This window comes from Lysinibacillus sp. GW247-5R2A, assembly GCF_059424475.1.
Map to the genome: position 1 here is coordinate 213,439 of NZ_JBWKZL010000005.1, position 25,301 is coordinate 238,739.

The window sequence follows — 25,301 nt, forward strand, 5'->3', positions numbered from 1 at the left end:
ACTATTATTTTTTCGCAGATTCTTTGACGATCTCTACTAGTAAATCTGCTAATTTTTCTAATTCTTCAACGGGTATTTTTTCATTTATCGTATGAATATCCTCATACCCAACTGATAAATTAACTGTTGGGATACCAAAACCTGCAATCACATTTGCATCGGACCCACCACCTGATATACCTAATGTAGGTGTACGATCAATTTGGCGTGCCGCTGCCATTGCCACTTGAACGACTTTGTCTGATTCGGTTACACGGAAACCTGGATACATAAGCTTCACTTCAACTTCAGCTCGTGCCCCTAATGAAGCAGCTACTTGTTCAAATGTTTCTTGCATATGCTTTGTTTGAGCATCTAATTTTGTTTTATCAATCGAACGCGCTTCAGCTAGAATAGTAACTTCGTCGCAAACAATATTTGTTGCCTGTCCACCCTCAAAGCGACCAATATTCGATGTTGTTTCTTCATCTAATCGACCTAGCTTCATCTGTGCAATACATTTAGATGCAACTGTAATAGCTGAAATTCCTTTTTCAGGCGCAACTCCAGCATGCGCAGTTTTGCCGATAATTTTCGCGAAAATTTTCGCTTGGAACGGTGCTGCTGTCACAATACCTCCAACTTTGCCATCACTATCCACAGCAAAGCCATATTTTGCTTTAATAATAGATGGGTCCAATTCTTTGGCACCAACAAGACCGCTTTCTTCACCAGCAGTAATAATAAACTCAATATCTCCGTGAGCCATATTTTGCTCTTTTAAGCGTTTTACCATTTCTAGTAGTGCCGCAAGTCCAGCCTTATCGTCCGCACCTAAAATTGTTGTGCCATCCGATACAATATAACCGTCTTCACGTAATGATGGCTTTATGCCTTTACCAGGAACAACTGTGTCCATATGAGAAGTAAAATAGATCGGCTCTACATCTAATGTGCCTTTTAATGTAGCAATAATATTGCCTGCACCATGTCCGTTCCGTGTATGGGCGTCATCTTGGACTACTGTAAATCCAAGCGCTGATAACTTATCGACTAAAATTGGTGCGATTTCTTGTTCATATTTTGTTTCTGAATCAATTTGAACGAGCTCAAAAAACTCTTCCACTAAACGACTTGTCATGTTGTAAAACTCCCTTAGTTTACGTGATTTTCCACGTTATAGTATAAGTATTATTTTAGCACAACGTCAGAAGAGTTGAAATCATTCAACAATACTCCCCATATAAAAAGTCTGAGAAATTAATCTCAGACTCAGCTTACGCATTGAAAATGGCTCCTTGTTCTTGTTCGATTGTTTGTAAATAGTTCGCTGCTTTATTATGTTTATCCTGTAAGCGCCAAATTGTATTATGTACATCATCTTGGACACGTGAAACCTGCTCTCTTGCGGTTGAAATTTTGGAATGGACCGACCAAGCTGAAAAAAGATCATCGAAGAAGTAGTCCGCAAATTTAACAAAACCATCTGTTTCGACTTGCAGTGTCTTTGTAGACATCTCATGGACATCTAATAACTCATTATGAAAACGTTGCAACGCTATTTGGGCACTATGTATATAATTTTCTGATTGATCAAGTGCACCATGCTTTAAGTGTGTAGCGATTACTCCACCACCAAAGAAAGTATCCCAAGTCGAATATTCGTTGGCCGAATGAAGTGACGCAGCTGCTTGCCCCAACTTTGTCAGAGCTACCTCCCCTGCTCCTTCTGCTTCTTGAATTTCAGCAATGAGTTGCTTCGTGTGCATTTTTTCCTGAGCTAAATGCTCCAATCTCTCGGCCTGTGCAGGATTATGGATTTGTAAATAGCCCTGCTGTTTTGCGTGAATTTCTCGAAGTTCATCTTGTAAGGCTATTATATTGATTTGAGCCAATTTCTGAGTTATTTGAACTTTATCTTCGCTTAAATCCGTCTGCATTTTCTTCGCTTCTTTAATTTTTAATTCAAGGACGGCCGCTTTATCAATTTTTTCAGCCCGTAATTCATCTTGCTGACCCGTCCAAGTACGAATCATATTCATAAATGAGAAACCCTCTAATTTATGTAGTTTGGACCGAATTTGATTGAGTGTACTAAAATGTTTGTTTATTTCCTGTTGTGTATGCTCAATCTGCTTGTCAATTAACAGTCCTTGCTCGTTTAGCCTTGCCGCTTTTCTTAGTTGTGTATGAATCTTTTCCTGCTCTTTTTGTAATTGCTTCCATTCCATTCATATCAACTCCTTATATATCAGTACGGATGACAAGGAAAAATGTTTCAATTTTCATTGATAATATCATATACTGATTTTTGGGAATAAAAAGCCCAGTAACTGTATAGCTACTAGGCTTGGACAATTTATAATGGAATATTACCATGTTTTTTCTCAGGACGCGTTTCCTGTTTATTAGACAACATATCAAGTCCTTGAATCAGTTTAATGCGTGTATCTCTTGGATCAATAACATCGTCTACCATACCGCGAGATGCTGCAACATATGGATTAGCAAATTTTTCTTTATATTCTTCAATTTTTGCCGCACGTGTTGCTTCTGGATCATCTGATTTTGCAATTTCACGGGCAAAAATGATGTTTGCAGCTCCGGCAGCTCCCATAACTGCAATCTCAGCGTTTGGCCAAGCAAATACAAGGTCCGCACCGATTGATTTAGAGTTTAGGGCAACGTAAGCGCCTCCATAAGCTTTACGTAAAATCACTGTAATTTTTGGTACAGTTGCTTCGGAATAAGCATAAAGAATTTTCGCGCCATGACGAATGATGCCACCATGTTCTTGTTTAACACCTGGGAAGAAACCAGATACGTCTTCAAATGTAATGATTGGAATATTGTAGGCATCGCAAGTACGGATAAAACGAGCTGCTTTATCAGAGGAGTCTATATCTAATCCTCCAGCAAGTACTTTTGGTTGGTTACAAACAAGACCAACTGACTCACCAGCAATACGGGCAAAGCCAACTACAACGTTTTTCGCAAATTCTGCATGAACTTCCATGAATGAACCTTCATCCACTACCTGTTCAACGACTTTACGCACATCATAAGGACGTGTTGTTTCAATCGGTACAGTGTCTACGATTTCTGGACGGTAATCATCCCCCTCTGGTCGATCTTGACGAGGTGCTTTTTCTTTATTGTTTTGTGGTAGATAGCTTAATAGTTTTTTAATTTCTTGAATTGCCTCTTCTTCAGATGGTGCACGGAAATGAGCATTACCACTTACTGCATTATTTACTTTCGAACCACCTAAATCCTCAGCAGAGATTTTTTCACCTGTTACAGTTTCGATTACTTTAGGTCCTGTTATAAACATTTGAGATGTTTTATCTACCATTAAGATAAAGTCTGTGATTGCAGGAGAATATACAGCTCCTCCAGCACATGGCCCCATTATTACGGAGATTTGCGGAATAACGCCCGAATAAATCGCATTTCGGTAGAAAATATGACCATAGCCATCTAGTGAAAGAACACCCTCTTGGATACGTGCGCCACCTGAATCATTAATACCGATAAATGGTGTGCCATTTTTCGCAGCGAGGTCCATAACTGTGGCCATTTTTTTCGCATGCATTTCACCTAATGCGCCACCAAACACTGTAAAGTCTTGAGAGAATAAGTATACTGGACGTCCGTTAATTTTACCGAAACCAGTTACAACACCATCACCAGGGCCTTCCATTTTTTCCATTCCGAAGTCTACTGTACGGTGAGTAATAAATGGGTTGATTTCAAAAAATGTACCTTCATCTAGTAACAAATCAATACGTTCACGAGCTGTTAATTTCCCTTTTTCATGCTGTTTTTCGATGCGCTCATAGCCACCACCAAGTTCAATTACCGTCTTACGATCATACAAGTCATTGATTTTGTCGAACATATCCATATTAATCACTTATCCCCTTTTCCACTTTTATCACATAATTCATATAACACCCCGAACGAAGATTTAGGATGCATGAACGCAACCTCTGCACCTCCAGCACCAGGTCCTGGCTCTTCCGATAAAAGACGTACACCTTTTTCACGAAGCTCTACCATACGCTCACGAATTCCTGTCACACCAAAAGCAATATGGTGAATACCTTCTCCACGTTTTTCAATAAATCCATGAATGGCACTTTTTTCACTCATTGGTTCTAATAGCTCTAATTTCACGTTGCCTGCGTCGATAAAGGCAACACGAACTTGTTGTGAATCTACTTCTTCCACTTTCAACAACTTTAAACCTAAAGTTTCTGTATAATATGTAATGCGTTCATCAAGATCGCGCACCGCAATCCCAATATGGTCTACTTTCTCCATGGTGACATCTCCTTCTGTTATGGTACATACTCTATTTTACAGACTTTTTTGTCAAAACTCTACTACTTGAGAAATTTTTCAGATTTGATAAACTATTTATAAGAAAAGAAGGAGCGAACGAGCATATGAGTAATAAAAAGTTTCAAAAAATCGTTGTTTATACTATGGTCGCAATCATGCTAATCTCATCTCTAGCATTCGGCTTATCAATGCTAGTTTAAGGCAAGGCCATAGCGTCCACACTACTGTGGGCGCTCTTTTTTTACCTTTAAGCCCTTAAATGACTGCTTTATTTCTAAATACCTGTCCATTTCCTCGATAAACTGATAGAGGGCGGCTTGAGCGATAAATTGCTCATGATTTTGCGGCAATGGTAGCTGAGAGAAATCATGTTTCACCTGCTCTAGCTTTTCCCGATAATGACTCGCTGTATTTCCAGAATGAATATGTCCCCCGAGGTCTTGTAAAAAATCTGCCACAATTTCAGCCTCTTGTACTATAACAGGTAAAGTTGTAATTTTTGGTAATACTCTTTCGATAATTTCTAGCTGTTTTTCCCGCATATCGAAATACATATAGTAATCATTTTTACGTCTCGTAAAATGGTTTTCAACATCTTTAAATGCCAAGGACTTTGCATCATTTAATGTTCGAATAGCTTCAATAATCTCATGCCCATCCCATAACGTATCCCCTTGTCGTAAATAGCTAGCAATTTCTAAAAATATCTTGCTATATAGCTCCTCAATTTTAACTCTATAGTAATTTAATTCCTTTTGAATATCTGGCATATACATATTGATGGCTATACCGGTTCCATAGCCGATAGCCATTAACGCCAATTCATTATAAACAAGCTCCATCGAAAAACTTTTAGCGGCGTAAATATGCATAATAATGACGACACTAGAAATAAATCCGTCTGCAACTCTCAAGGACACAATCGTTGGGATAAAAAGCAATAGCATACCTGCTAGTGTTAGTGGCTGGTAGGAAAAAAGCTCAAAGCTTATAAAGGCAAAAAACATAGCCACTATACTAGCAACTAATCGTGTATAAGCTGCATGAATAGATTTCTTTTTCGTTGGCTGTACACATAATATCGTTAGAATACCAGCAGAGGCATACGAGGCTAAATTAAAATATTGAGCAATGGCAATCGCAAGTGCTGCACCAATTGCTGTTTTTAAAGTTCGATAGCCGATTGAAAACTTCTTCAGGCCGACTGCCTCCTATCTTTTAGTACTCTTCAGTGAATATCGCTAATTATTTAGCCAATATTACAAAAATTTTAATGGTAATGCTGAACTATCTATACATGATAATTAAGTAGGAAGCCTGCATAGATCAACTGTCTATGAGGCTTTTCTACTTAGTTATAGAGGATTGCTTTTATGCAAAATTTGACTTACAGCTCGTCACAATATTCTTCAAAGTTTGCTTGTAAGTTTGTCACAACTGACATCGGGTCATGCCCTTCAATTTCATAGCGACCCACTTCAGCGACAACTTGTCCATCTTTTAATAGTATAAATGATGGTGAGGATGGTAGGTGATCTTCCCCAAAAAGATAACGAGCCGCTGCAGTCGCTTCTTTATCTTGTCCTGCAAATACAGTTACTAAGTGATCTGGGCGTTTATCGTAATGTACACATTGCGCTGCTGCTGGACGAGCGATACCACCCGCACAACCACACACTGAGTTCACCATAACTAATGTTGTACCTGGACGAGCAAACGCCTCCTCAACAGCCTCTGGTGTTTTTAGCTGTTCGTAGCCAGCTGTTTCAATTTCAGCACGAGCTGTTTTTAAAATTTCCTGCATAAATAAATCGTAATCCATATTCATATAGCGATAGCTCCTTTCAAATCGCGTCAATTCAGCTTTTTATAGTAGGTATTTGACGCACATACATCTCTTATCATAGCAGTTTGCAACGAATTTGTGCACCCACTTGCTCATACATGTCAGTTGAATTTTCTAAGCATTTAAAGAAACTAGTTTACTGACCTTCCTGTTCCTCGCTAAATAAACGATCTACACCTTGTGTAACCGTTAGTTGGCCACTTAAAATTTGACGTTCCAGAAGCTGTACCTGTGCTTTACGTTGTGGATTTCCATAGAACATATCTATTAAATGATTAGTAATCATGGATTGGAACCACTCTTTTGTTTGTTTTTGACGTCGAGTAGCCCAATAACTGTTTGATTCAACAATTTGTTTAAATTCTTCTATAGTTCCCCAAACCTTATCGAGACCCCGTTTTTCCAATGAACTAACTGGCATTGCAGTTGACATCCAGCCTGGTGTAGCAGGCTGTAAAAAATGCAGAATCTGTTTATATTCTGCGACAGTTTTTTTGGCAAGCCGCACATTATCACCATCCGCCTTATGCACAACAATAGCGTCTGCTAACTCCATAATGCCCTTTTTCATGCCCTGCAATTCATCCCCTGCTCCAGTTAAAACTAGCAGCAAGAAGAAATCCACCATGCCTCGGACATAGGTTTCACTTTGCCCCACACCCACGGTTTCAATGAGAATGACATCATAGCCTGCTGCTTCACAAACTAACATCGTTTCACGTGTCTTTTTATGAACACCCCCAAGGGTACCAGCCGATGGTGAAGGACGTACAAAAGCAGTAGGCTTCTTGACGAGCTCCTCCATGCGCGTTTTATCCCCTAAAATACTCCCCCCTGATAAAGAAGAGCTTGGGTCAATCGCAAGGACTGCTACTCGTTTTCCCATGTCACAAAGCATTGTTCCGAAAGCCTCAATGAACGAGCTCTTCCCCGCTCCTGGAACACCGGTAATCCCGATTCGAATACTCTTTCCTGTATGCGGTAAAAGCTCCTGTAAAAGCTCCTGCGCTAGGACTTTATGAGTGGCATTCGAGCTTTCAATGAGGGTAATCGCTTTTGACAAATGTGTGCGAGAGCCTGCACGTACTTGCTGTGCCAGCTCCCCAATATTAACAGTGTCGGCTTTTTTCTTTCGGAATTTTTTAGGTGTACCATAGTGCATACCGTCGTGAGTCGCCTCGACTCCGTCCATCACAAATAGCGCACTTTCTTCCATCCCTTTGTTGTTGTCCATTATTCAGACACTTCCTCATAGCCTAAACGTTTGTAGATTTCCTCAATGATTTTCTGTGCGGATACTGGAATCACAGTACCTGGTCCAAAGATAGCTACTGCGCCAGCATTATAAAGGAAATCATAGTCTTGAGCAGGTATAACACCCCCCACAATGATGATAATATCCTCACGTCCTAATTTTTCTAGCTCCGCAATCAATTCAGGCACTAATGTTTTATGACCCGCTGCTAATGAAGAGACGCCGATGACATGAACATCATTTTCAACAGCCATTTGCGCTGCCTCAGCAGGCGTCATAAATAATGGAGAAATATCTACATCAAAACCTAAATCAGCATAGCCTGTTGCGACAACCTTGGCTCCACGGTCATGTCCATCTTGTCCCATTTTAGCTACTAAAATACGTGGACGACGGCCTTCGTTTTCAAGGAATTCTTCTGTCATTTGCTTGACTTCTGAAATTTGCTCCTCATCAGAGAAGTTGGCAGAGTAGACACCTGAAATAGAACGGATGACAGCTTTATGTCGTCCAGAAACAGCTTCAATCGCATCAGAAATTTCTCCTAAAGAGGCACGTGCACGAGCCGCATCAACTGCTATAGCTAGTAAATTTTCTTCGCCATCTTGCGCCGCCTTCGTTAAACGAGCTAAATGTTTTTGAACCTCAGCCTCATCACGTGCTGCCTTCATCGCATCTAAACGCTCAATTTGTTTTTGTCGCACTAGGGTATTATCAATATCTAGAATGTCAATTGGCTCTTCTTTCGTCAGACGATATTTATTTACACCAACAATCGTCTCTGTCTTGGAGTCAATTTTCGCTTGACGTTTAGCAGCTGCCTCTTCAACTTTCATTTTAGGAAGACCTGTTTCAATTGCTTTCGCCATACCGCCAAGTGCTTCAATCTCTTCAATTAATGCCCATGCTGATTTAGTTATTTCTTCTGTTAATTTCTCCACGTAGTACGAACCACCCCATGGATCAATTACCTTCGTCATTGCTGTTTCCTCTTGTAAAAATAACTGCGTATTACGTGCAATACGTGCAGAGAAATCCGTTGGAAGTGCAATAGCTTCATCTAGTGCATTCGTATGCAGTGATTGCGTATGTCCCATTGATGACGCATTTGCTTCGATTAACGTACGTGCTACATTATTAAACGGATCTTGCTCTGTTAATGACCACCCAGATGTTTGCGAGTGGGTACGCAAAGCTAATGTTTTCGGATTTTTTGGATTAAACGTTGACATCATCTGAGCCCAAATACGACGGGCTGCGCGCATTTTAGCCACTTCCATATAATAATTCATGCCAATGGCCCAGAAGAACGATAGACGTGGTGCAAATGCATCGATATCAATACCAGCTTTTAGTCCTGTACGTACATACTCCAAACCATCTGCTAACGTATAGGCAAGCTCAATATCATTTGTTGCTCCCGCTTCTTGAATATGGTAACCAGAAATCGAAATGGAGTTAAATTTTGGCATATACTTTGCTGTATATTCAAAAATATCTGCAATGATTTTCATCGACATAGCTGGTGGGTAAATGTATGTATTACGCACCATATATTCCTTTAAAATATCATTTTGAATCGTCCCTGCTAATTTTTCTGGTGTTACACCTTGTTCCTCTGCTGCCACAATATAGAAAGCAAGAACTGGTAGTACGGCACCATTCATTGTCATCGAAACGGACATTTGATCTAACGGGATTTGGTCGAAAAGAATTTTCATATCCTCAACAGAGTCAATCGCTACACCTGCTTTTCCTACATCCCCTGTTACTCGTGGATGATCAGAGTCATAGCCTCGGTGAGTTGCTAGGTCAAACGCTACAGATAAACCCTTTTGTCCCATTGCCAGATTTCGCTTGTAAAAGGCATTGGATTCTTCAGCTGTTGAGAAACCAGCATATTGACGAACAGTCCAAGGACGAGCCACATACATGGTAGGGTATGGTCCGCGTGTATTAGGTGCAATACCCGCTACATCATTTAAATGTTTAGCATCCTTGATATCTTCTTTTGTATAAATATCTTTAATTTCAATACCTTCATTTGTCATAAACTTATTATCAGACGCTTGAGGTGCATTAGCTGATAAAACTTTTTCTATTTCAATTGCATTAAAATTTGGCTTACTCATCGTTGGACCTCCTTTATGCTCGCGAACACTGACTGTAATTTTTCAATGATGTTCTGTCCTGCGAAAATAAAGCCGTTTAAGCCATTTGCTAACCAAGCTTCTTCTTCGTCTTTAAATTTCCCAGCCACATCCACAAGTACACCAGCTGGTTTGTCTGCTAAAATGGCATGGACAAATTCCTTTGTATCCTCATCATTACCTGCAATGACAACATATTTAGCGTCTGTTACCTTTAGCCAAGCTATTGCCTCTTCAACAGTTGCCGTCGGTTCACTTTTTTCAGGAACAAGCCCTACTGTATTTAAGAAACCAGCAATAAAATCTGCTCTTGGCTTGGAGCTTTTTAATGTACCTAATGCTAATATACCCGTTTTCACATCAGCTGCCGTCATTTCTGCACGCAGCTTTTCAAATGGAATAGCACTTCGTTTAATGCTAGCAAATAACGGATTCGTTTCACATTCAAGTGCATCAGCTGGGTTGGCATAAATATTCGTTCCAATCAACGATTGCTTACGTGTTTGTGCAGCATGAATACGAGATTGATACGATTTCTCTACTTCTTCAGCGAGCTTGCCAGATGCAGTGTATTCATCAATGCCGCCAGCTGCCTCTATTTCTAAGAATAACGCCCATGCCTCTTTGACAAAGTCTGCCGTTAACGACTCGATGAAGTAAGAGCCACCTGCAGGATCTATAACCTTTAAGACATTTGTTTCTTCTTTTAAAATTAATGACACATTACGAGCAATACGTACTGATTGTTCTGTAGGCTTTGTTAACGCATCATGTGGATGTACCGTAAAGAGATCAGCGCCGCCGATTAACCCAGAAAGCGCTTCATTAGAAGATCGTAATAAATTCACATAAACATCCAATTTAGAGAAGCTTCTTAAAGATGTTTCAGCAACAGTTGGGATTTTTACATTTTTTGTAACACCATAGGCAGATGAGAACGCTTTCCAAAGTACTTTAAAAGCACGGAGTTTTGCAATCTCTGTAAAGAATTGTGTATCAACAGCAAAGGATACAAAAAATTTCTTTGAAAATGCTTCAAAGCTTGCTTCCTGTTCTGCAAATTTTGCTGCTAATGCAAGTGCATAGGCCAATTCTTGAACGGCGTTGGCACCCTCATTATGATATAGGACTGTGTTAGCGCCGACTGAGCGCACGCTCGGAAATGCATATAAAGAGATTGGTTCGTTCGAAACGATGAAACCTTTCACAGCTTCTCGTTGATCCAAGGCAATTTTATCAAACACTGTTAATAATGGGTCTTTTGTATCTTTAATAGTAATTTTAAATGAATATTCTGAGAAATATGATGCTAATTTGACCAATACATCTTCTGTCCAGTCAAAATTAACACGACTATCAATGGTAATAACTTCATTACCTCGAGCTAAACTATCATCAAGCTGTGCAAAAAACGCTTCACTCGTATCAGCATGAACTTGCTGAGCTACTTGAAATGCTTGACTATTTTGTAGGGAACGAATTGTGGCAACTTGTCGATCAAGCTCATCACCAAGCTTAGCTACTAAACTTTCTTGTGTGTAAATGGGCTGTAGTGTAACACCCTCATTTGTTTTCGTGAATAGAGACTCAAATGGTTTCCCCTTTAAAGCTTTGATTGCTGCATCTTGCCAGTCAGAATAGGCCGGCTTTTCAAATTCAATATATTTCATGTTGTTTGACATGCGGACGCTTAATCAGCTTCCCCCCTTAGTAGTTTCTATTTGTTATTCTACATGACAAATTGCGACTCGGAAAGCATAAAAAAAATCGGAAACCCTTATACAGCAGGTTTCCGACAAGTCATCAGTAGACTGACGTCGAAGATTTATTTGTATTTTCGAGTATTTCTTTTACTCTATTTAGGAATTTACCACATACTAGTCCATCCAACACACGATGATCTAATGATAAACATAAATTCACAATATCACGAGCGGCAAACATTCCACCAGGTAAAACGACTGGTTTTTTTACAATACTTTCCACTTGAAGGATAGCAGCTTGTGGATAATTAATGATACCCATTGATTGAATAGAGCCAAATGCTCCCGTATTATTTACGGTAAATGTACCACCTTTAATATCATCCATGGCTAATTTTCCAGTTCGAACCTTGTTAGCAAGCTCATGAATTTCTCTAGCAATTCCTTTAATGGATTTTTCATCCGCGTGTTTTATAACAGGCACGAATAATGCATCATCCGTCGCTACTGCAATCGAAATATTGATGTCATGCTTTTGAATAATTTTATCCTCAGCCCACATCGAATTCATCATTGGGAATTCTTTCAAGGCTTGAGCCACTGCTTTTACAAAGAAGGCGAAATATGTAAGATTAAAGCCTTCTTTTTGCTTAAATTCACCTTTTAGGCTATCTCGATAAGCAACTAAATCTGTTACGTCCACTTCCATCATCATCCAAGCGTGTGGAGCCTCTTGAACACTTCTTACCATATTATTAGCAATGGCACGACGGATCTTCGTCACTGGAATTTCAATATCTCCAGGCTGGATAGATTGTACCGGTGCTGCAGGCTTTTCTGCATGCTGAGCTTGTGCAGGAGCTGGCTGTTCAGATGGCGCTTGACTCGTTGCTGGCGCTGGTGCCGCACTAGTTGCAGTTGGGATATTGCCCGTTTCAATTAGTTGTAACAAGTCTTTTCTTGTAATGCGACCACCCTCGCCCGTTCCTGTAACTTGTTCGAGTGCAATATCATGCTCCTGTGCAAGTCTTAGAACAGCAGGTGAGTAGCGTACTTTGTCCTTACGCGCTTCTTTTGGAGCGGCTGAAGGAGGAGTAGAAACTGATTGTGATGCCTCTTGTTTCTTTTGAACACCTGCATTTAAAATCGCTGTGCTTACAGCAGATTTTTTTTCAGGCGGTGGAGGTGGTAATTCACTATCCCCTGCAATTTCAATCGAGCATACGACTGCACCAACTGGTAATGTTTGACCTTCTTGTGCAATTAGCTCTGTAATAACCCCTTCAAACGACGATGGAATTTCTGCATTTACTTTATCTGTCACAACTTCTGCTAAGGAATCATATTTTTTTACTGTATCGCCAGGCTTCACAAGCCATTTTTCAATTGTACCTTCTGTTACACTTTCGCCGAGCTGTGGCATAGTAATATTTTGAACCGCCATCATTTATTCCTCCCATCAATTAAGCCTAGGCGACATTGTACCTGATGCAGCGCTAAATTAATAAACGAAGATAGGCAAATAGACAGATTTTGACTTCAAACGGCTAAGTCAAAATCTGTTCTTCCGTCTGAGGCTTTCATTTTTTCAATCAGCCTTGCTTGGTATGTTAAAATGCCGCAAGCTCTCGCATCGCACGTTCAACTTTATCAGGATTAATCATAAAATATTTCTCCATTGTTGGTGCATATGGCATTGCTGGCACATCAGGTCCTGCTAGACGTTGAATTGGTGCATCAAGCTCAAATAAACAATGCTCCGCTATAATCGCGGCAACTTCACTCATGATACTGCCTTCTTTATTATCCTCCGTAACAAGTAATACTTTTCCTGTCTTACTTGCTGCCTCAATAATTGCTTCCTTATCAAGTGGATAAACTGTGCGTAGGTCAAGTATATGGGCAGAAATACCATCTGCAGCTAGACGCTCTGCCGCTTGTAGCGCAAAGTGTACAGCTAAACCATAGGTAATGACTGTCACATCATCCCCTTCACGCTTCACATCAGCCTTGCCGATTGGTAACGTGTAATCGTCTAGCGGTACCTCACCCTTAATTAATCGATAAGCACGTTTGTGTTCAAAGAACAATACTGGATCTTCATCACGAATAGCTGCTTTCAGCAATCCTTTAGCATCATACGGAGTTGATGGTATAACTATTTTTAAACCAGGCGTACCCGCAAAAAGGGCTTCAACGGATTGAGAATGATAAAGCGCCCCATGGATCCCTCCACCAAAAGGTGCACGGATTACCATTGGACAAGTCCAATCATTATTAGAACGGTAACGGATTTTAGCTGCCTCAGAGACGATTTGGTTAACCGCTGGCATAATGAAATCAGCAAATTGCATTTCTGCGATTGGACGCATACCATACATCGCTGCCCCAATACCAACCCCTGCAATCGCACTTTCTGCAAGTGGCGTATCTAGTACACGGTACTCACCGAATTGATCGTACAGACCTGTAGTTGCTTTGAATACACCGCCCTTACGGCCAACGTCTTCTCCTAAAATGAAAACTCGCTCATCACGTTCCATTTCTTCTTTCATTGCTAATGTAATCGCATCAATATAAGACATAACTGCCATTACACGTCACCTCCGTCCACTGGTGCATAAACATATTTCATGGCATCCTCTGGTTGTGCATATGGAGCCGCTTCCGCATAATCAGTCGCTTCATTCACTTCTGCCATCACACGTTCTTCAATTTCAGTACGTACTTTTTCAGTCATGACGCCAGCATCTGTTAAATACTTTTCGAATAACACAATCGGATCTTTTGCCTTACCTTCTGCTATATCTTCAGCCGTACGATATTGACGATCATCATCATCCGAAGAGTGGGCTGTTAAACGATATGTGACTGTTTCGATTAAGCTTGGGCCCTCTCCATCCCGTGCACGGTCCGCTGCTTCTTTTACCACTTTGTAAACTTGTAATGGGCATTTCCCATCAACCGTCACACCTGGCATACCGTAGCCAATTCCACGATCAGAAACCTTCGCGCAGCCTAACTGGCGTTCAACGGGTACAGAGATCGCATATTGATTGTTTTCTACCATGATAATAACTGGCAGCTTATGAACACCTGCGAAGTTTGCTCCTTCATGGAAATCTCCTTGGTTAGAAGAACCTTCACCAAGTGTCACGAAAGAAACAAAATCCTCTTTTTGTAGACGTCCTGCAAGTGCTACGCCAACTGCGTGTGGCACCTGAGTTGTTACAGGCGAAGACCCTGTTAAAATACGATTTTTCTTTTGACCAAAATGCCCTGGCATTTGACGTCCACCAGAGTTTGGATCTTCCGCTTTTGCAAATGCAGATAACATCAACTCTCTTGGTGTCATACCAAAGTGTAAAACAACACCCATATCACGATAATATGGTGCAATATAATCTTTATCTTTATTTAGTGCAAAGGCTGCTCCAACTTGTGCTGCCTCCTGACCTTGACAAGAAATAACAAACGGAATTTTACCAGAACGGTTTAATAACCACATACGCTCATCTAATCTTCTGGCCATTAACATTGTTTCGAACATAGCAAGTACATCTTCATTTGACAAACCTAAATCTTCATGTTTGATTTGAACATCTTGCATACGAACACCCCTTTCGTATTATAGAGAAATAACTATCTTATCCTATATCCCCACATTTGGATACGTTAGTTATGAAATTCAGAAAAATTTAAAAATGGATAGCACGACCATCAACTGCTAAAGCAGATTCCACTAATACCTCATTTAATGAAGGATGTGGATGGATTGCCTGACTAATTTCCCATGGCGTTGCATCCAATAATTTAGCTAAAGATGCTTCCCCAATTAAATCTGTCACGTGCGGCCCTACCATATGAATACCCAAAATATCATCTGTTTCTTCATCAGCAATAATTTTTACAAAACCTTCTGCTTCTCCATTTACCAATGCCTTACCAATTGCCTTGAACGGGAATTTACCGATCTTTAATGAAAAGCCTCGCTCTTTGGCAGCAAGTTCTGTTAAACCGATGCTAGCAACCTCAGGATATGAATAAACGCATTTTGGTACGTTCAGATCATTTAAATGCTCTGTTTTTCCTGTCGCTATATGCTCGATTGCTGACAATCCTTCATGTGACGCAACATGTGCTAACTGTAAGCCACCAATCACATCCCCAATGGCATACATATGTGATTCCTTCGTTTGATAAGAATCATTCACTTTAATGAAGCCATTTTCCACTTCGATTTCTGTATTTTCCAAGCCAATATCTTGCGTGTTGGCTTCACGTCCTACACAAAGTAAAAGTTTATCTGCCTCAAAGATTTCTTCCTGATCATTCACTTTGGCAGAAATGAAAACGTTATCATTTTTTATTTTGAATGTATCTGCCTCTAAACGGGCATTTGTCACAATGCGAACTCCACGCTTTTCAAGCTGCTTGGTTACTTCTTTGACGATATCTGCATCTTCTGCAGGTAAGATAGTTGGTCCGTATTCTACCACTGTTACATATACGCCAAAATCGCAAAGCATAGATGCCCACTCAATACCAATGACACCACCGCCAACGATTAACAATGATTTTGGTAAATGATCAAGCTCCAACGCATGATCTGAATTCATCACATATTGACCATCAACAGTTAATCCGGCCATACCTCGCGGCTTTGAGCCTGTTGCAATGACAACATTTGTCGGTACAAGCATTTCATTTTCTTCCCCATTAGACATTTCTACCGAGATCGTTCCTGGCATTGGCGAGAAAATAGATGGACCTAAAATTCGTCCTGTACCATGATAAACATCTATTTTACCTTTTTTCATCAGTGTATTCACACCTTGGCTTAATTGCTCAACGATTGCTTGTTTCCTAGCTTGAACTTTGTCAAATTGTAGTGTTACACCTTCAATATCGACACCAAATTCACTAGCCGTTTTATTCGCCATTCGATATACTTCTGCACTTCGAAGTAAGGCTTTACTTGGAATACAACCTTTATGCAAGCATGTTCCGCCTAAACGCTCCCGCTCTACAATAGCTGTTTTTAAGCCTAGTTGCGCAGCTCGGATGGCCGCAACGTAACCGCCTGTACCTCCACCTAAAATGACAACATCATAATTTTGAGCCATGTTTATTCCCCCTTTTGAGAAAAGTGCTAACGTATTCTATCTATTAAACAAGCACCTTATCAATTAGCTTACGGTTTATTCTTGCTTAAGAAAAACTTTAGCTTTACTACAACGATGCTCGTATTTGTTGGTAAAATTAGAAGAAGTCGACAATGCGACTTCTCCCAATTTTCAACCCTTGTATATTAGCGACCGTGTAAAATATTTTTTTCATTTTTTAAGAATTGGCTGCGAGATTTCGCCACACGCGCAATGCGTTCTTCAGCTAAACGATTCGCTGCCACATATGTTGGAATGCCATCTCGTTTTGAAATAGCAAAGATCTTTTCAATACTATCATAAATACCGTCAACGCGTTTCAGAGCACGTTCACGATTATAGCCATATAATTCATCCGCAACGTTAATAACGCCACCAGCATTAATCACATAGTCTGGTGCATAGACAATCCCTAATTCATGTAGGTAATCACCATGACGTGAATCTTTTAACTGGTTATTAGCAGATCCAGCAATTACTTTTGCTTTTAGCTGTGGAATTGTTTCATCATTTAATATAGCACCTAAAGCACAAGGTGAGAAAATATCAACGTCTTGCGCGTAGATTTCATCTGGAGCTACTGCCATTGCGTCAAAGTCATTTACAACTCGATCAATGGCTGCCTGATTGATATCTGTTACAACAAGTTTTGCCCCTTCATTATGTAAATACTCGCAAAGCTTGTAAGCTACATTTCCTAGACCTTGTACAGAAATTTTTAATCCCTCTAATGATTCTGAACCGAATGCTTCTTTTGCAGCCGCTTTCATACCGCGATAAACACCATACGCCGTTACTGGAGATGGGTTACCTGATGAACCGAATGCAGGTGAAATTCCTGTTACATAATCTGTTTCCTCATGGATTAAATCCATATCTGTTACTGTTGTACCTACGTCTTCTGCAGTAATATAACGGCCATTTAAGCCTTGGATGAAACGACCTAATGCACGGAACATTTCTTCGTTTTTATCTTTAAATGGGTCACCGATAATGACCGTTTTTCCACCGCCAAGGTTTAAACCAGCTGCCGCATTTTTGTAAGTCATGCCTCGTGCTAAACGCAATGCGTCTTCCACTGCATTTTCCTCTGAAGCATATGTCCACATACGTGCCCCGCCTAATGCTGGTCCAAGTGTTGTGTCATGGATAGCGATAACCGCTTTTAACCCTGATGCTTCATCTTGGCAAAATACCAATTGTTCATAATCATACTTTTCCATATACTTGAAGATTTCCATGAAACTCGCCCCTTTGCTTTGGAAAGTGCATCCCCAAATGCCCGTCCCAATCAAGTTTTATCTAACAATTCTTTCCCTTATTGTCCTCTTCTCAGCAAAAAACTGAGCCCCATTATACAGTAGGTTTTTAGACCCTTATACAGGAAGAAAAAAATTGTTTAGTAATGGATAATATTGCTCCACTTATTTTTACAATACTGACAAATTCACAATTTCGCAACTATTATTACACATTCTTATTTAAGTAAGAATTTTCTAAACATTCAGTAACAAAAACCACTTTATACCCTGCCTAGCTTTGTGGAATAAATATTATATTGATTCCTCCCCTTTCTTGACATTCCCCCATCCACAGGTACAATTAATCATAGGAATAAGGAGGGGTATACATGGCCCGTTTAGCTGCATTTATTGTAATGCTTATTCCAGGTCTTATGGCTGCAGGCGGCATTAAATTTATGCGTGATACATTATTTGGAAAGCTTCTTTCGCCTTTCCCATTTTTATGGCTACAATTTGTAGTGGGTGTTATTTTCTTTGTGATAGGCTTCGGTTTTTTCGCAGGATTTTTACTACATCGTGACCGCAAAAATGGCAAAGTAGCACCGCGCTTCCAAAAAAAATAAAAATAGCTATCCAAATAAGTCACATGGACTTACTGGATAGCTATTTTTATACTCGCTGCTGTGTCGTGATGACTTTATCAGGATAATCCGTAATCCAACCTAACACAGCATGGTGCGGATTCGTTAAGAACGGCTCATTACCATCAATGGCATAAAAACGACAGGCTTTGCCGCTTGTAACGCATGCCTCTAAATACCTTGGCTTGTAGTACCGTTTATGCATATGAACAGTATCAGCCGCTTTGTAATCAGCTAACAAATCCCATTTTAATTTTTTCGTGGCTATTAGAGCCGTTTCATATTCAGGTCTATGTTTTTTCACCATTTCCAGTAATTCATAATGGAATGATGAGAAGTGGCTCCCTGTTGGTAATGAGAGCCCTTGAAGAAAATCCTTTAGCCCACGTTGATTGTCTAGAATGGTTGATTTTAATTCAATATTTAAAGGGAGCTTATTTGTTTTAGCCCATGCTAAAACTGCATCAAATGCTGGCATTTTAGCCGATGAAAAAAGACGCCTCCAAGGCTTTCCGAGTTTAAAACGCAATAACTCTTCCATCGTACAATCACTCACCAGTTTATTGATACCTACTAATCTTGACAATTGTGGATCATGGTACACGATTGGACATCCCTCTTTTGAGAATTGGATGTCTAACTCTATGCCATCAGCCCCCAGCTCCAATGCCTTTTCGAAAGCTTTAAACGTATTTTCAAGCGCATAGGCCGAAGCCCCTCGATGTGCAAACACTGGAATATAGGACGAATTAGACATTTAACTCACCAAACTCTAGCAGAAATTTCCCATTGGTCATTTTGCTTAATAAAGATGATTTTTTACCAATTTGAATATATGTCCCCGGATGCGCTTCCTTTGTGACAATAATCTCTTCTTTTCCAATATGACGCATTTCGTCCATTATTAGTTTAATTTCACGATCTAATGTAACAGCTTCTGCCTTTAATTTTGTTAAAGCCTGCTTGGTCTCTTCAAAGGACGCTGTTTGTTCTTTAGACATTTGGTTGAGGAATGGTAATAAACTTTTCATTTTGGACTCATGGGCTGCAATTTCTGATTGTAACTCTTTAAGCTGAACAGCCTTTTCCTGCATTATCGAATTATTCTCTTGTTTATTGACACTTTCAATAATCAAATCCGTTCGACGTTCCAATCGGTTACCTGAGATGGCAGTGACAATCGTATTTTTAGCTACAGCACGTCCTCCAATAATTTTACCTTTTCGTTCGTCTACGAAAATAGAATGAGCGGAAAGCTGTGAACCTAATGCATAGAAGCCTATATGGATACTATCCGCCGCAAATAAATTTGCTTCATTGACATGTTTGACAAAAATATTGCCGCCCGCTTCCACAACTGTTGAGCCTAGACCAAAAATGCCCCCGCGAATATAAACATCGCCTTCAATGGATTTAATTAGTTTGGCACCGCTTACACCTTCAGCACCATCAATGGAAATATCGCCCGTTGCAATGACCGTATAGCCATTTGTTACTGTTCCTTTAATACTAAGAGAACCATTAAATTCTAGATTTCCTGTTTCAACGCCTACATCACCGTTAATAGGTAGGTGTCTGTTTACACCAATCATACCTTTCACATCATCTAGAACACCAGCAATTTTCGAGCGGATCACAATTTTTCCGTCCTCTTCCACTTCATATGCTGATTTTGTATCGTATCGGATAGGAAAATCCCGTCCTGGTGCGGCAGCCACTACCTCACCTAGCACATTTTTCCCTGATTTACCTAATGTAGCAGGAATCTTTTCACCTAGCCATGAGCCTTCTGAAATTTCTGAGATAAAATTCATATCAAAGTAATCCGCTTTTCCATCATCACGAATGACCGGTTTTCGCTCCGGTTTAGGTAAGTATGTAATTTGTGCATCCGTGCCTGCTATAGGTGGTTGCCCCTGTGCAATTAAAAATGCTTTTCCTGGTTCAGCCTTCGAAATATCAAAATCTAATATTCCATGCACTATTTCAAGTTCCGCAAGTGTTTCTTGCACTTGCTGTGTTAGCTTTTCTTTATGGTTTGCCATATATTCGTTTGTTTCATAGATAAAAATGGAGGCTGACATTTTATCCCGGGCAATTTCAGCTTCTATATTTGGAAGCCAGCGGCCAATTTCTACCGGACTTGTGTTTTGAGTTGACAGTACATTTTTTAAAATTGAAAAATTAGATAATTTAAGTCGTGGATGACTACGTAAGATGCTATCAAATTCTTTTAATGGGAATCCGGCACTAAAAGTAAGCATATATACCTTGCCATTCTCTTCAGAAATTTCGAAGTTTTCATTTCGAACTAGAATCAAGCTACCTCCTCCTTCCCTCTATATGTAAGTATATACAATCCCCTTACATTTGTTTAGAGACCATTGTCACTAACGAGAAAGAAAATAGTACTACTTAATCATTAAAACATCCAACTATTTTTTATTACCAGCAAATATAAATAGGTGTAAAATACTAAGAAAATGTTTAATGTTTAAGTTTTTTAATAAAATCACCCTTAAATAGAAGGTTATTCTATTAGGATAATTTGAACAAACAGTATTCCTACTCTCTATATTATAGGATAGGATCGTCATAAAAATTAAACAATAAAGGGCCTTTAGAACTATAAAATTATCAGATATTAAAGCTCTTTATTCAAGATAGCTCTTAATATTTCCAATTCTGAAGGTCGCACCAAGCTGTCCCAATTCCTCCTTACTCATATATTGCATACTTATTTTACCGTCTAATACGAGTCGGACTTCAAATAAATGCTCCTCTAGTTGTGTAATTTCTATTGAATCCATTCCATCTAATTGAAAGTTGACACTTTTCATTTTGATCACCCGCTTCTCCATTTCATCAGTATCATCGCTCATCAGGTAAGAGATACCTATCAAAAAAATACGCCTTTCTAAACAGTGGTCACACTGTCTAAAAATGGCGTTATAAAAACTCGAGGTATAATTGCTATATCAGTTTTTCTATCGTTTATTGCTAAAAATTTTATGTTTAGCTAGCCATCATGTCAATGCGGATTTTGTCTGCAATCATAGCAATGAATTCACTATTTGTCGGCTTGGATTTCAAGTGATGCACCGTGTAGCCAAACATCGACGAAATGGATTCATAATTGCCACGATTCCACGCAACTTCGATAGCATGACGAATTGCACGTTCAACACGTGATGGTGTCGTATTGAATTTTTTCGCGATTTCTGGATATAAGATCTTTGTTACAGATCCTAATAATTCAATATCCTCAAAGACCATTTGAATGGCTTCACGCAAATAAGAATACCCTTTAATATGTGCAGGTACACCGATTTCTTTAATAATCGCTGTAATCGTGCTGTCTAATTGATGCTGATTTAATTTTTGAGGGACGGTAGGTTGTAAAACGCTTGTCTTTTTAGGAAGTGTCGCCTTCTGTCCAGCACAATGTAAAATCTTCTGCACTAATTGGTCAAATTCAAATGGCTTTAGCATGAAATAAGATGCCCCTAGATCTACAGCCTGCTTCATGACATCTTCTTGGCCAAAAGCAGTTAACATAATTACTTGTACTGATGACATTTTCTCATTTTGATACATCGATTCTAAAACAGCTAAACCGTCAAGATGAGGCATGATTATATCTAGAAGTAAAACATCAGGTGTAAATTCCTCAAGCATTTGTAGACAAACTTTTCCGTTTGAAGCCGTCGCAATAATTTCTATTTCGGCATGTCCCTGGAAATATTGCTCCATTGTTTTTAATAACTCACGATTATCATCTGCAATCGCTACTTTTACCTTTGTCATTTCAATTCCTCCTTCTGGACTTGCTTTGAACACTCCAAAGCGTTAACCTAACCCCTAAATGCATTTTTGGCACACTGTGGAATTTTCGACATTTTTGTTTAAAAACCTTTTTCATTTCCAAAAATGAGTATGTAGTCCGATACTTTCTTTTTATATCGACAAGTTGCGCCAAATATTGGCAAACTGTCTAAACGCTCTTATTACCTATTTTAGATAAAAAAATAAGATAAAACTACAGTTTTTTTAAATATCATGACTCCTTTCGGTTATTATTAGAAATACTTGTTGAATTCAAGGTATTTTTAACATAAAGATAAAAACCCGCAAGTTTCCAGCGGCACCTGTTCTGCCTACGGAAAATGCGGATTTTTACCAAATACCTTTTTTAAGAAGACTTTCTTAACATTTCAGCTACTGTCAAAGCTGCTCCCTTTTTCGGCTCCTCCACAAACATATGTGTTACAGCACCGACAAATCGACCGTCTTGAATGATAGGACTGCCACTCATTCCTTGCAAAATTCCACCAGTTTTTTCAATGAGCTTCTCGTCAGAAACTATAAATTCAAGTCGTTCATTTTCAACCTTTGTTATTTCAATGGAAAAAGTTTCGACTTTTCGTCCTTCAATAGCAGTATATATTTCCGCTTTCCCCGTTTTTATATCTTTTTCATGCATAATTTCAATCGCTTTGGGTAATCTTTGTGGATAGCCTTCTTCCCAACGGCCAAAAATTCCATAAACAGTATTTTTATCTATACTACCCAGTCGTTCCTGATGTTTTTCAATGGAGGAAATTTTGTAACCTGGTTGGCCAGGCGTACTTTTACGGATTTGTTGAATTGAAGCTAAGAAAATGGAGCCAGCTCTAAATACAGGGGCCTCTTGTAGGGTTGAATCAACAATTTGATGACCTAGTGCACCATAGTTTTTTGTCTCTGGATCAATATAAGTCAGTGTTCCTACTCCATCTGTTTCATCTTTTAAGAAGGATATGATATGCTCTGCTTCTTTATTTTGTAATTCGAGTGTAACCTGTTTACCGTCATTATTGATCGTCCATTTCTGTTGGTCTTCTTTAGCCATAGCTTGTTTGGCATCTGCCAGCGACTTTACAGGTATATCATTAATTTTTTCAATCACTGCGCCGCCTTTCATCCATTGATTGGAAGCTAACAGTACATCATGCGCTACGAACACATGTGATAATTGAAGTTGGATTCCAATGGCTTCACCCATCGGTATAAGCTTTTTGGCGGCTAAAGCTTGTATAGGCATCACTAACAAAAAGATGAGCATAGGCAAAATGACTAATTGACGCCAACGACGATTCATACGACACCTCCTTTTCATTTTTGTCTTTTTACTATGTGTTGTTGTGGCGTTCTTATAAGCGGTAAATATTTGTGCAAAAAGAAAAAAACCAGAAACAGCTTCAACTGTTTCTGGAATATGGTTAACGCATTTGTTTTTTTCGCTCTTCTGCCATTGTTAATAATTCCGTTGCATGCTGTAGCGTTAAAGCCGTAATTTCAGTTCCAGACATCATACGGCTGACTTCTTCAATTCGTGCCTTTTGATCAATTTCTGATAAAGACGTAAATGTTCGATCATGCTCGACTTCTTTCTTAATGAAGTAATGATGATCAGCCATCGCAGCAACTTGAGGTAAATGTGAAATACATAGCACTTGAGAATTAATGGATACCGCTGCAATTTTTTCTGCAATGGCTTGTGCCACTCTTCCACTAACTCCTGTGTCCACTTCATCAAAAATGATCGATGTGATACCATTAGAAGAAGAGAAAATGGTTTTCAGCGCCAGCATCATTCGTGATAATTCTCCTCCCGAGGCAATTTTCGGTAAGGACTTTGGCGGTTCTCCAACATTGGTAGAAATATAAAAAATAATTTGATCTTTACCATTTGCATCGAAATATGGTAATTCTTCAAAATTGACAATAAATTTAGCCTTTTCCATATGTAATTCCCGTAACTCTGCCATAATGGCTTCGCTTAACTGTTGGGCAGCAGCTTTACGCACAGTTGAAAGTTCTGTAGCAAGCTCATTGAGCACCGATTCCATTTCGAGCACTCTTCGTTCTTTCACCTGCAAAATTTCATCGCGATTTAGCAGTTCATTTAACTCAATTTTTATTTTTTCAAAATACGCTAAAATGTCCTCCACAGTCGAGCCATATTTGCGTTTTAAATTTTGGAATAGTGCTAAACGTTGTTCTACCTCATTTAAACGCGCTGGATCAAACTCCAATTCATCTAATACATTTTTGACCTGATAAGCCGCATCTTGTAGCGCATAAAATGCCGTTGTTACTGCCTCTGAAGCTTCTTTGAATTGCTCGTCCACTGAAGCTGCATCGTCCAAGGCACCCATTGCATTTCCAATCCAATCAAGACCTTTTGATTCTCCCTGAATAGCCTCGTAGGCAGCACGAGAACGTTCAAAAATTTTATTGTAATTCATAAGACGACGGCGTTCATCAAGAAGCTCATCTTCCTCACCTAGCGTTAAATTGGCTTCTTCTAGCTCTTTTATTTGGAATTGATACAAATCAATGCGTTGTGCCATCAATTGTTCATCGATGGAAATCGAGGCTAAGTCCTTTTTCAGCAATCGATATTCTTCATATTGTTCGCTGTATGTTTGTTGCATAGGCAGCAGCTGCTCTTCTGCAAACTGGTCGAGTAAATTGATATGCTGTTTTTCATCCATCAGCTCTTGGTTTTCATGCTGGCCATGAATATCAATGAGACTCCCACCAATTTCTCTCAGTACTGATAATGGCACAAGTTTACCATTTACACGGCAAATACTTTTCCCAGAATCATTTAGATCACGACGTAAAATAACTGTATCTTCTTCAATTTCAATGCCTGCTTCTTCTAATTTTTTCAGCACAGGATGCGTGGAATTCGCAATTTGAAATAAGCCACCTAATTCAGCCTTTCTTGCCCCATGACGAATAAATTCAGTATTTCCCCGTCCACCAGCAAGTAAATGAACAGCATCAATGATAATAGATTTACCAGCACCAGTTTCCCCCGTTAGTACAGTCAAACCTTCTGAAAAACTCACAGTCAAATCCTCAATGATAGCAAAGTTTCGAATACTAAGCTCTCTTAACACAAATTGTCACCTCTGAAT

General features: G+C 39.4%; 22 protein-coding genes. 2 read left to right on the forward strand and 20 right to left on the reverse strand.

From position 1 onward, the window contains the following. Window positions 1-4 precede the first annotated feature (4 nt). From AC07YC_RS10055 to mce, 4 genes are all read right to left on the reverse strand, one after another. Window positions 5-1,120 carry a M20/M25/M40 family metallo-hydrolase gene (locus AC07YC_RS10055; protein WP_494919239.1) on the reverse strand — a complete coding sequence of 372 codons (1,116 nt, stop codon included), beginning with the start codon at window positions 1,118-1,120 and terminating at the stop codon, window positions 5-7. A gap of 136 nt (window positions 1,121-1,256) precedes the next feature. After that, entirely contained in the window at window positions 1,257-2,210 is a 954-nt protein-coding gene (locus AC07YC_RS10060; protein ID WP_494919240.1) for a hypothetical protein, read from the reverse strand. Window positions 2,211-2,338: 128 nt separating this feature from the next. Continuing rightward, window positions 2,339-3,886 (reverse strand): acyl-CoA carboxylase subunit beta, encoded by a 1,548-nt coding sequence (locus tag AC07YC_RS10065; RefSeq protein WP_025116102.1) that lies wholly within the window; start codon window positions 3,884-3,886, stop codon window positions 2,339-2,341. A 5-nt stretch (window positions 3,887-3,891) separates the two neighbouring features. Beyond that, a complete protein-coding gene (gene mce / locus AC07YC_RS10070; RefSeq protein ID WP_012295035.1) occupies window positions 3,892-4,305 on the reverse strand; it encodes a methylmalonyl-CoA epimerase in 414 nt (137 codons plus the stop codon). A 125-nt stretch (window positions 4,306-4,430) separates the two neighbouring features. On the opposite strand from mce, the gene prli42 reads away from it, so the two are divergent. Beyond that, entirely contained in the window at window positions 4,431-4,526 is a 96-nt protein-coding gene (gene prli42 / locus AC07YC_RS10075; protein WP_150907189.1) for a stressosome-associated protein Prli42, read from the forward strand. Between the two features lie 21 nt (window positions 4,527-4,547). Here prli42 and AC07YC_RS10080 read toward each other — a convergent pair whose 3' ends face one another. The 10 genes from AC07YC_RS10080 to AC07YC_RS10125 form a co-directional block, all read right to left on the reverse strand. Then, window positions 4,548-5,525, reverse strand: a complete 978-nt coding sequence (locus AC07YC_RS10080) for an aromatic acid exporter family protein (RefSeq protein WP_494919291.1) — start codon at window positions 5,523-5,525, stop codon at window positions 4,548-4,550. Window positions 5,526-5,713: 188 nt separating this feature from the next. After that, on the reverse strand, window positions 5,714-6,154 hold the full coding sequence (locus AC07YC_RS10085; RefSeq protein ID WP_008179942.1) for a BrxA/BrxB family bacilliredoxin: 441 nt from the start codon (window positions 6,152-6,154) through the stop codon (window positions 5,714-5,716). 154 nt (window positions 6,155-6,308) lie between these two features. After that, window positions 6,309-7,406, reverse strand: a complete 1,098-nt coding sequence (meaB, locus tag AC07YC_RS10090) for a methylmalonyl Co-A mutase-associated GTPase MeaB (protein ID WP_494919242.1) — start codon at window positions 7,404-7,406, stop codon at window positions 6,309-6,311. Further along, window positions 7,406-9,559, reverse strand: a complete 2,154-nt coding sequence (scpA, locus tag AC07YC_RS10095; protein ID WP_336635175.1) for a methylmalonyl-CoA mutase — start codon at window positions 9,557-9,559, stop codon at window positions 7,406-7,408. The genes meaB and scpA overlap by 1 nt, the downstream gene beginning before the upstream one ends. Next, complete coding sequence (locus tag AC07YC_RS10100; protein WP_494919244.1) at window positions 9,556-11,259, reverse strand: methylmalonyl-CoA mutase family protein; 1,704 nt, start codon at window positions 11,257-11,259, stop codon at window positions 9,556-9,558. The genes scpA and AC07YC_RS10100 overlap by 4 nt, the downstream gene beginning before the upstream one ends. Window positions 11,260-11,380: 121 nt before the next feature. Next, a complete protein-coding gene (locus AC07YC_RS10105; protein ID WP_494919245.1) occupies window positions 11,381-12,724 on the reverse strand; it encodes a dihydrolipoamide acetyltransferase family protein in 1,344 nt (447 codons plus the stop codon). A 166-nt stretch (window positions 12,725-12,890) separates the two neighbouring features. Then, a complete protein-coding gene (locus tag AC07YC_RS10110; protein ID WP_016993882.1) occupies window positions 12,891-13,874 on the reverse strand; it encodes an alpha-ketoacid dehydrogenase subunit beta in 984 nt (327 codons plus the stop codon). Beyond that, window positions 13,874-14,890 carry a thiamine pyrophosphate-dependent dehydrogenase E1 component subunit alpha gene (locus AC07YC_RS10115; protein ID WP_336635177.1) on the reverse strand — a complete coding sequence of 339 codons (1,017 nt, stop codon included), beginning with the start codon at window positions 14,888-14,890 and terminating at the stop codon, window positions 13,874-13,876. The genes AC07YC_RS10110 and AC07YC_RS10115 overlap by 1 nt, the downstream gene beginning before the upstream one ends. 88 nt (window positions 14,891-14,978) lie before the next feature. Continuing rightward, complete coding sequence (lpdA, locus tag AC07YC_RS10120) at window positions 14,979-16,406, reverse strand: dihydrolipoyl dehydrogenase (protein WP_336635178.1); 1,428 nt, start codon at window positions 16,404-16,406, stop codon at window positions 14,979-14,981. 185 nt (window positions 16,407-16,591) lie between these two features. Continuing rightward, window positions 16,592-17,686 (reverse strand): Leu/Phe/Val dehydrogenase, encoded by a 1,095-nt coding sequence (locus AC07YC_RS10125; protein ID WP_336635179.1) that lies wholly within the window; start codon window positions 17,684-17,686, stop codon window positions 16,592-16,594. Window positions 17,687-18,075: 389 nt separating this feature from the next. Here AC07YC_RS10125 and AC07YC_RS10130 point away from each other — a divergent pair, with 389 nt between their 5' ends. Next, complete coding sequence (locus AC07YC_RS10130; RefSeq protein ID WP_008179922.1) at window positions 18,076-18,312, forward strand: DUF2627 family protein; 237 nt, start codon at window positions 18,076-18,078, stop codon at window positions 18,310-18,312. A gap of 46 nt (window positions 18,313-18,358) precedes the next feature. Here the strand turns inward: AC07YC_RS10130 and AC07YC_RS10135 are convergent, their stop codons facing one another. The 6 genes from AC07YC_RS10135 to recN all read right to left on the reverse strand — a co-directional run bounded on the left by AC07YC_RS10135 (window position 18,359) and on the right by recN (window position 25,283). Further along, a complete protein-coding gene (locus AC07YC_RS10135; protein ID WP_336635180.1) occupies window positions 18,359-19,087 on the reverse strand; it encodes a glycerophosphodiester phosphodiesterase in 729 nt (242 codons plus the stop codon). Further along, window positions 19,080-20,651, reverse strand: a complete 1,572-nt coding sequence (locus AC07YC_RS10140; protein ID WP_336635181.1) for a flagellar assembly protein A — start codon at window positions 20,649-20,651, stop codon at window positions 19,080-19,082. The genes AC07YC_RS10135 and AC07YC_RS10140 overlap by 8 nt, the downstream gene beginning before the upstream one ends. Before the next feature lie 333 nt (window positions 20,652-20,984). Further along, window positions 20,985-21,212 carry a hypothetical protein gene (locus tag AC07YC_RS10145; RefSeq protein WP_494919246.1) on the reverse strand — a complete coding sequence of 76 codons (228 nt, stop codon included), beginning with the start codon at window positions 21,210-21,212 and terminating at the stop codon, window positions 20,985-20,987. A 133-nt stretch (window positions 21,213-21,345) separates the two neighbouring features. After that, complete coding sequence (gene spo0A / locus AC07YC_RS10150) at window positions 21,346-22,137, reverse strand: sporulation transcription factor Spo0A (RefSeq protein WP_008179911.1); 792 nt, start codon at window positions 22,135-22,137, stop codon at window positions 21,346-21,348. A gap of 385 nt (window positions 22,138-22,522) precedes the next feature. Continuing rightward, complete coding sequence (locus AC07YC_RS10155; protein ID WP_336635183.1) at window positions 22,523-23,470, reverse strand: SpoIVB peptidase S55 domain-containing protein; 948 nt, start codon at window positions 23,468-23,470, stop codon at window positions 22,523-22,525. A 121-nt stretch (window positions 23,471-23,591) separates the two neighbouring features. Next, entirely contained in the window at window positions 23,592-25,283 is a 1,692-nt protein-coding gene (gene recN, locus AC07YC_RS10160; protein WP_494919247.1) for a DNA repair protein RecN, read from the reverse strand. Window positions 25,284-25,301 lie beyond the last annotated feature (18 nt).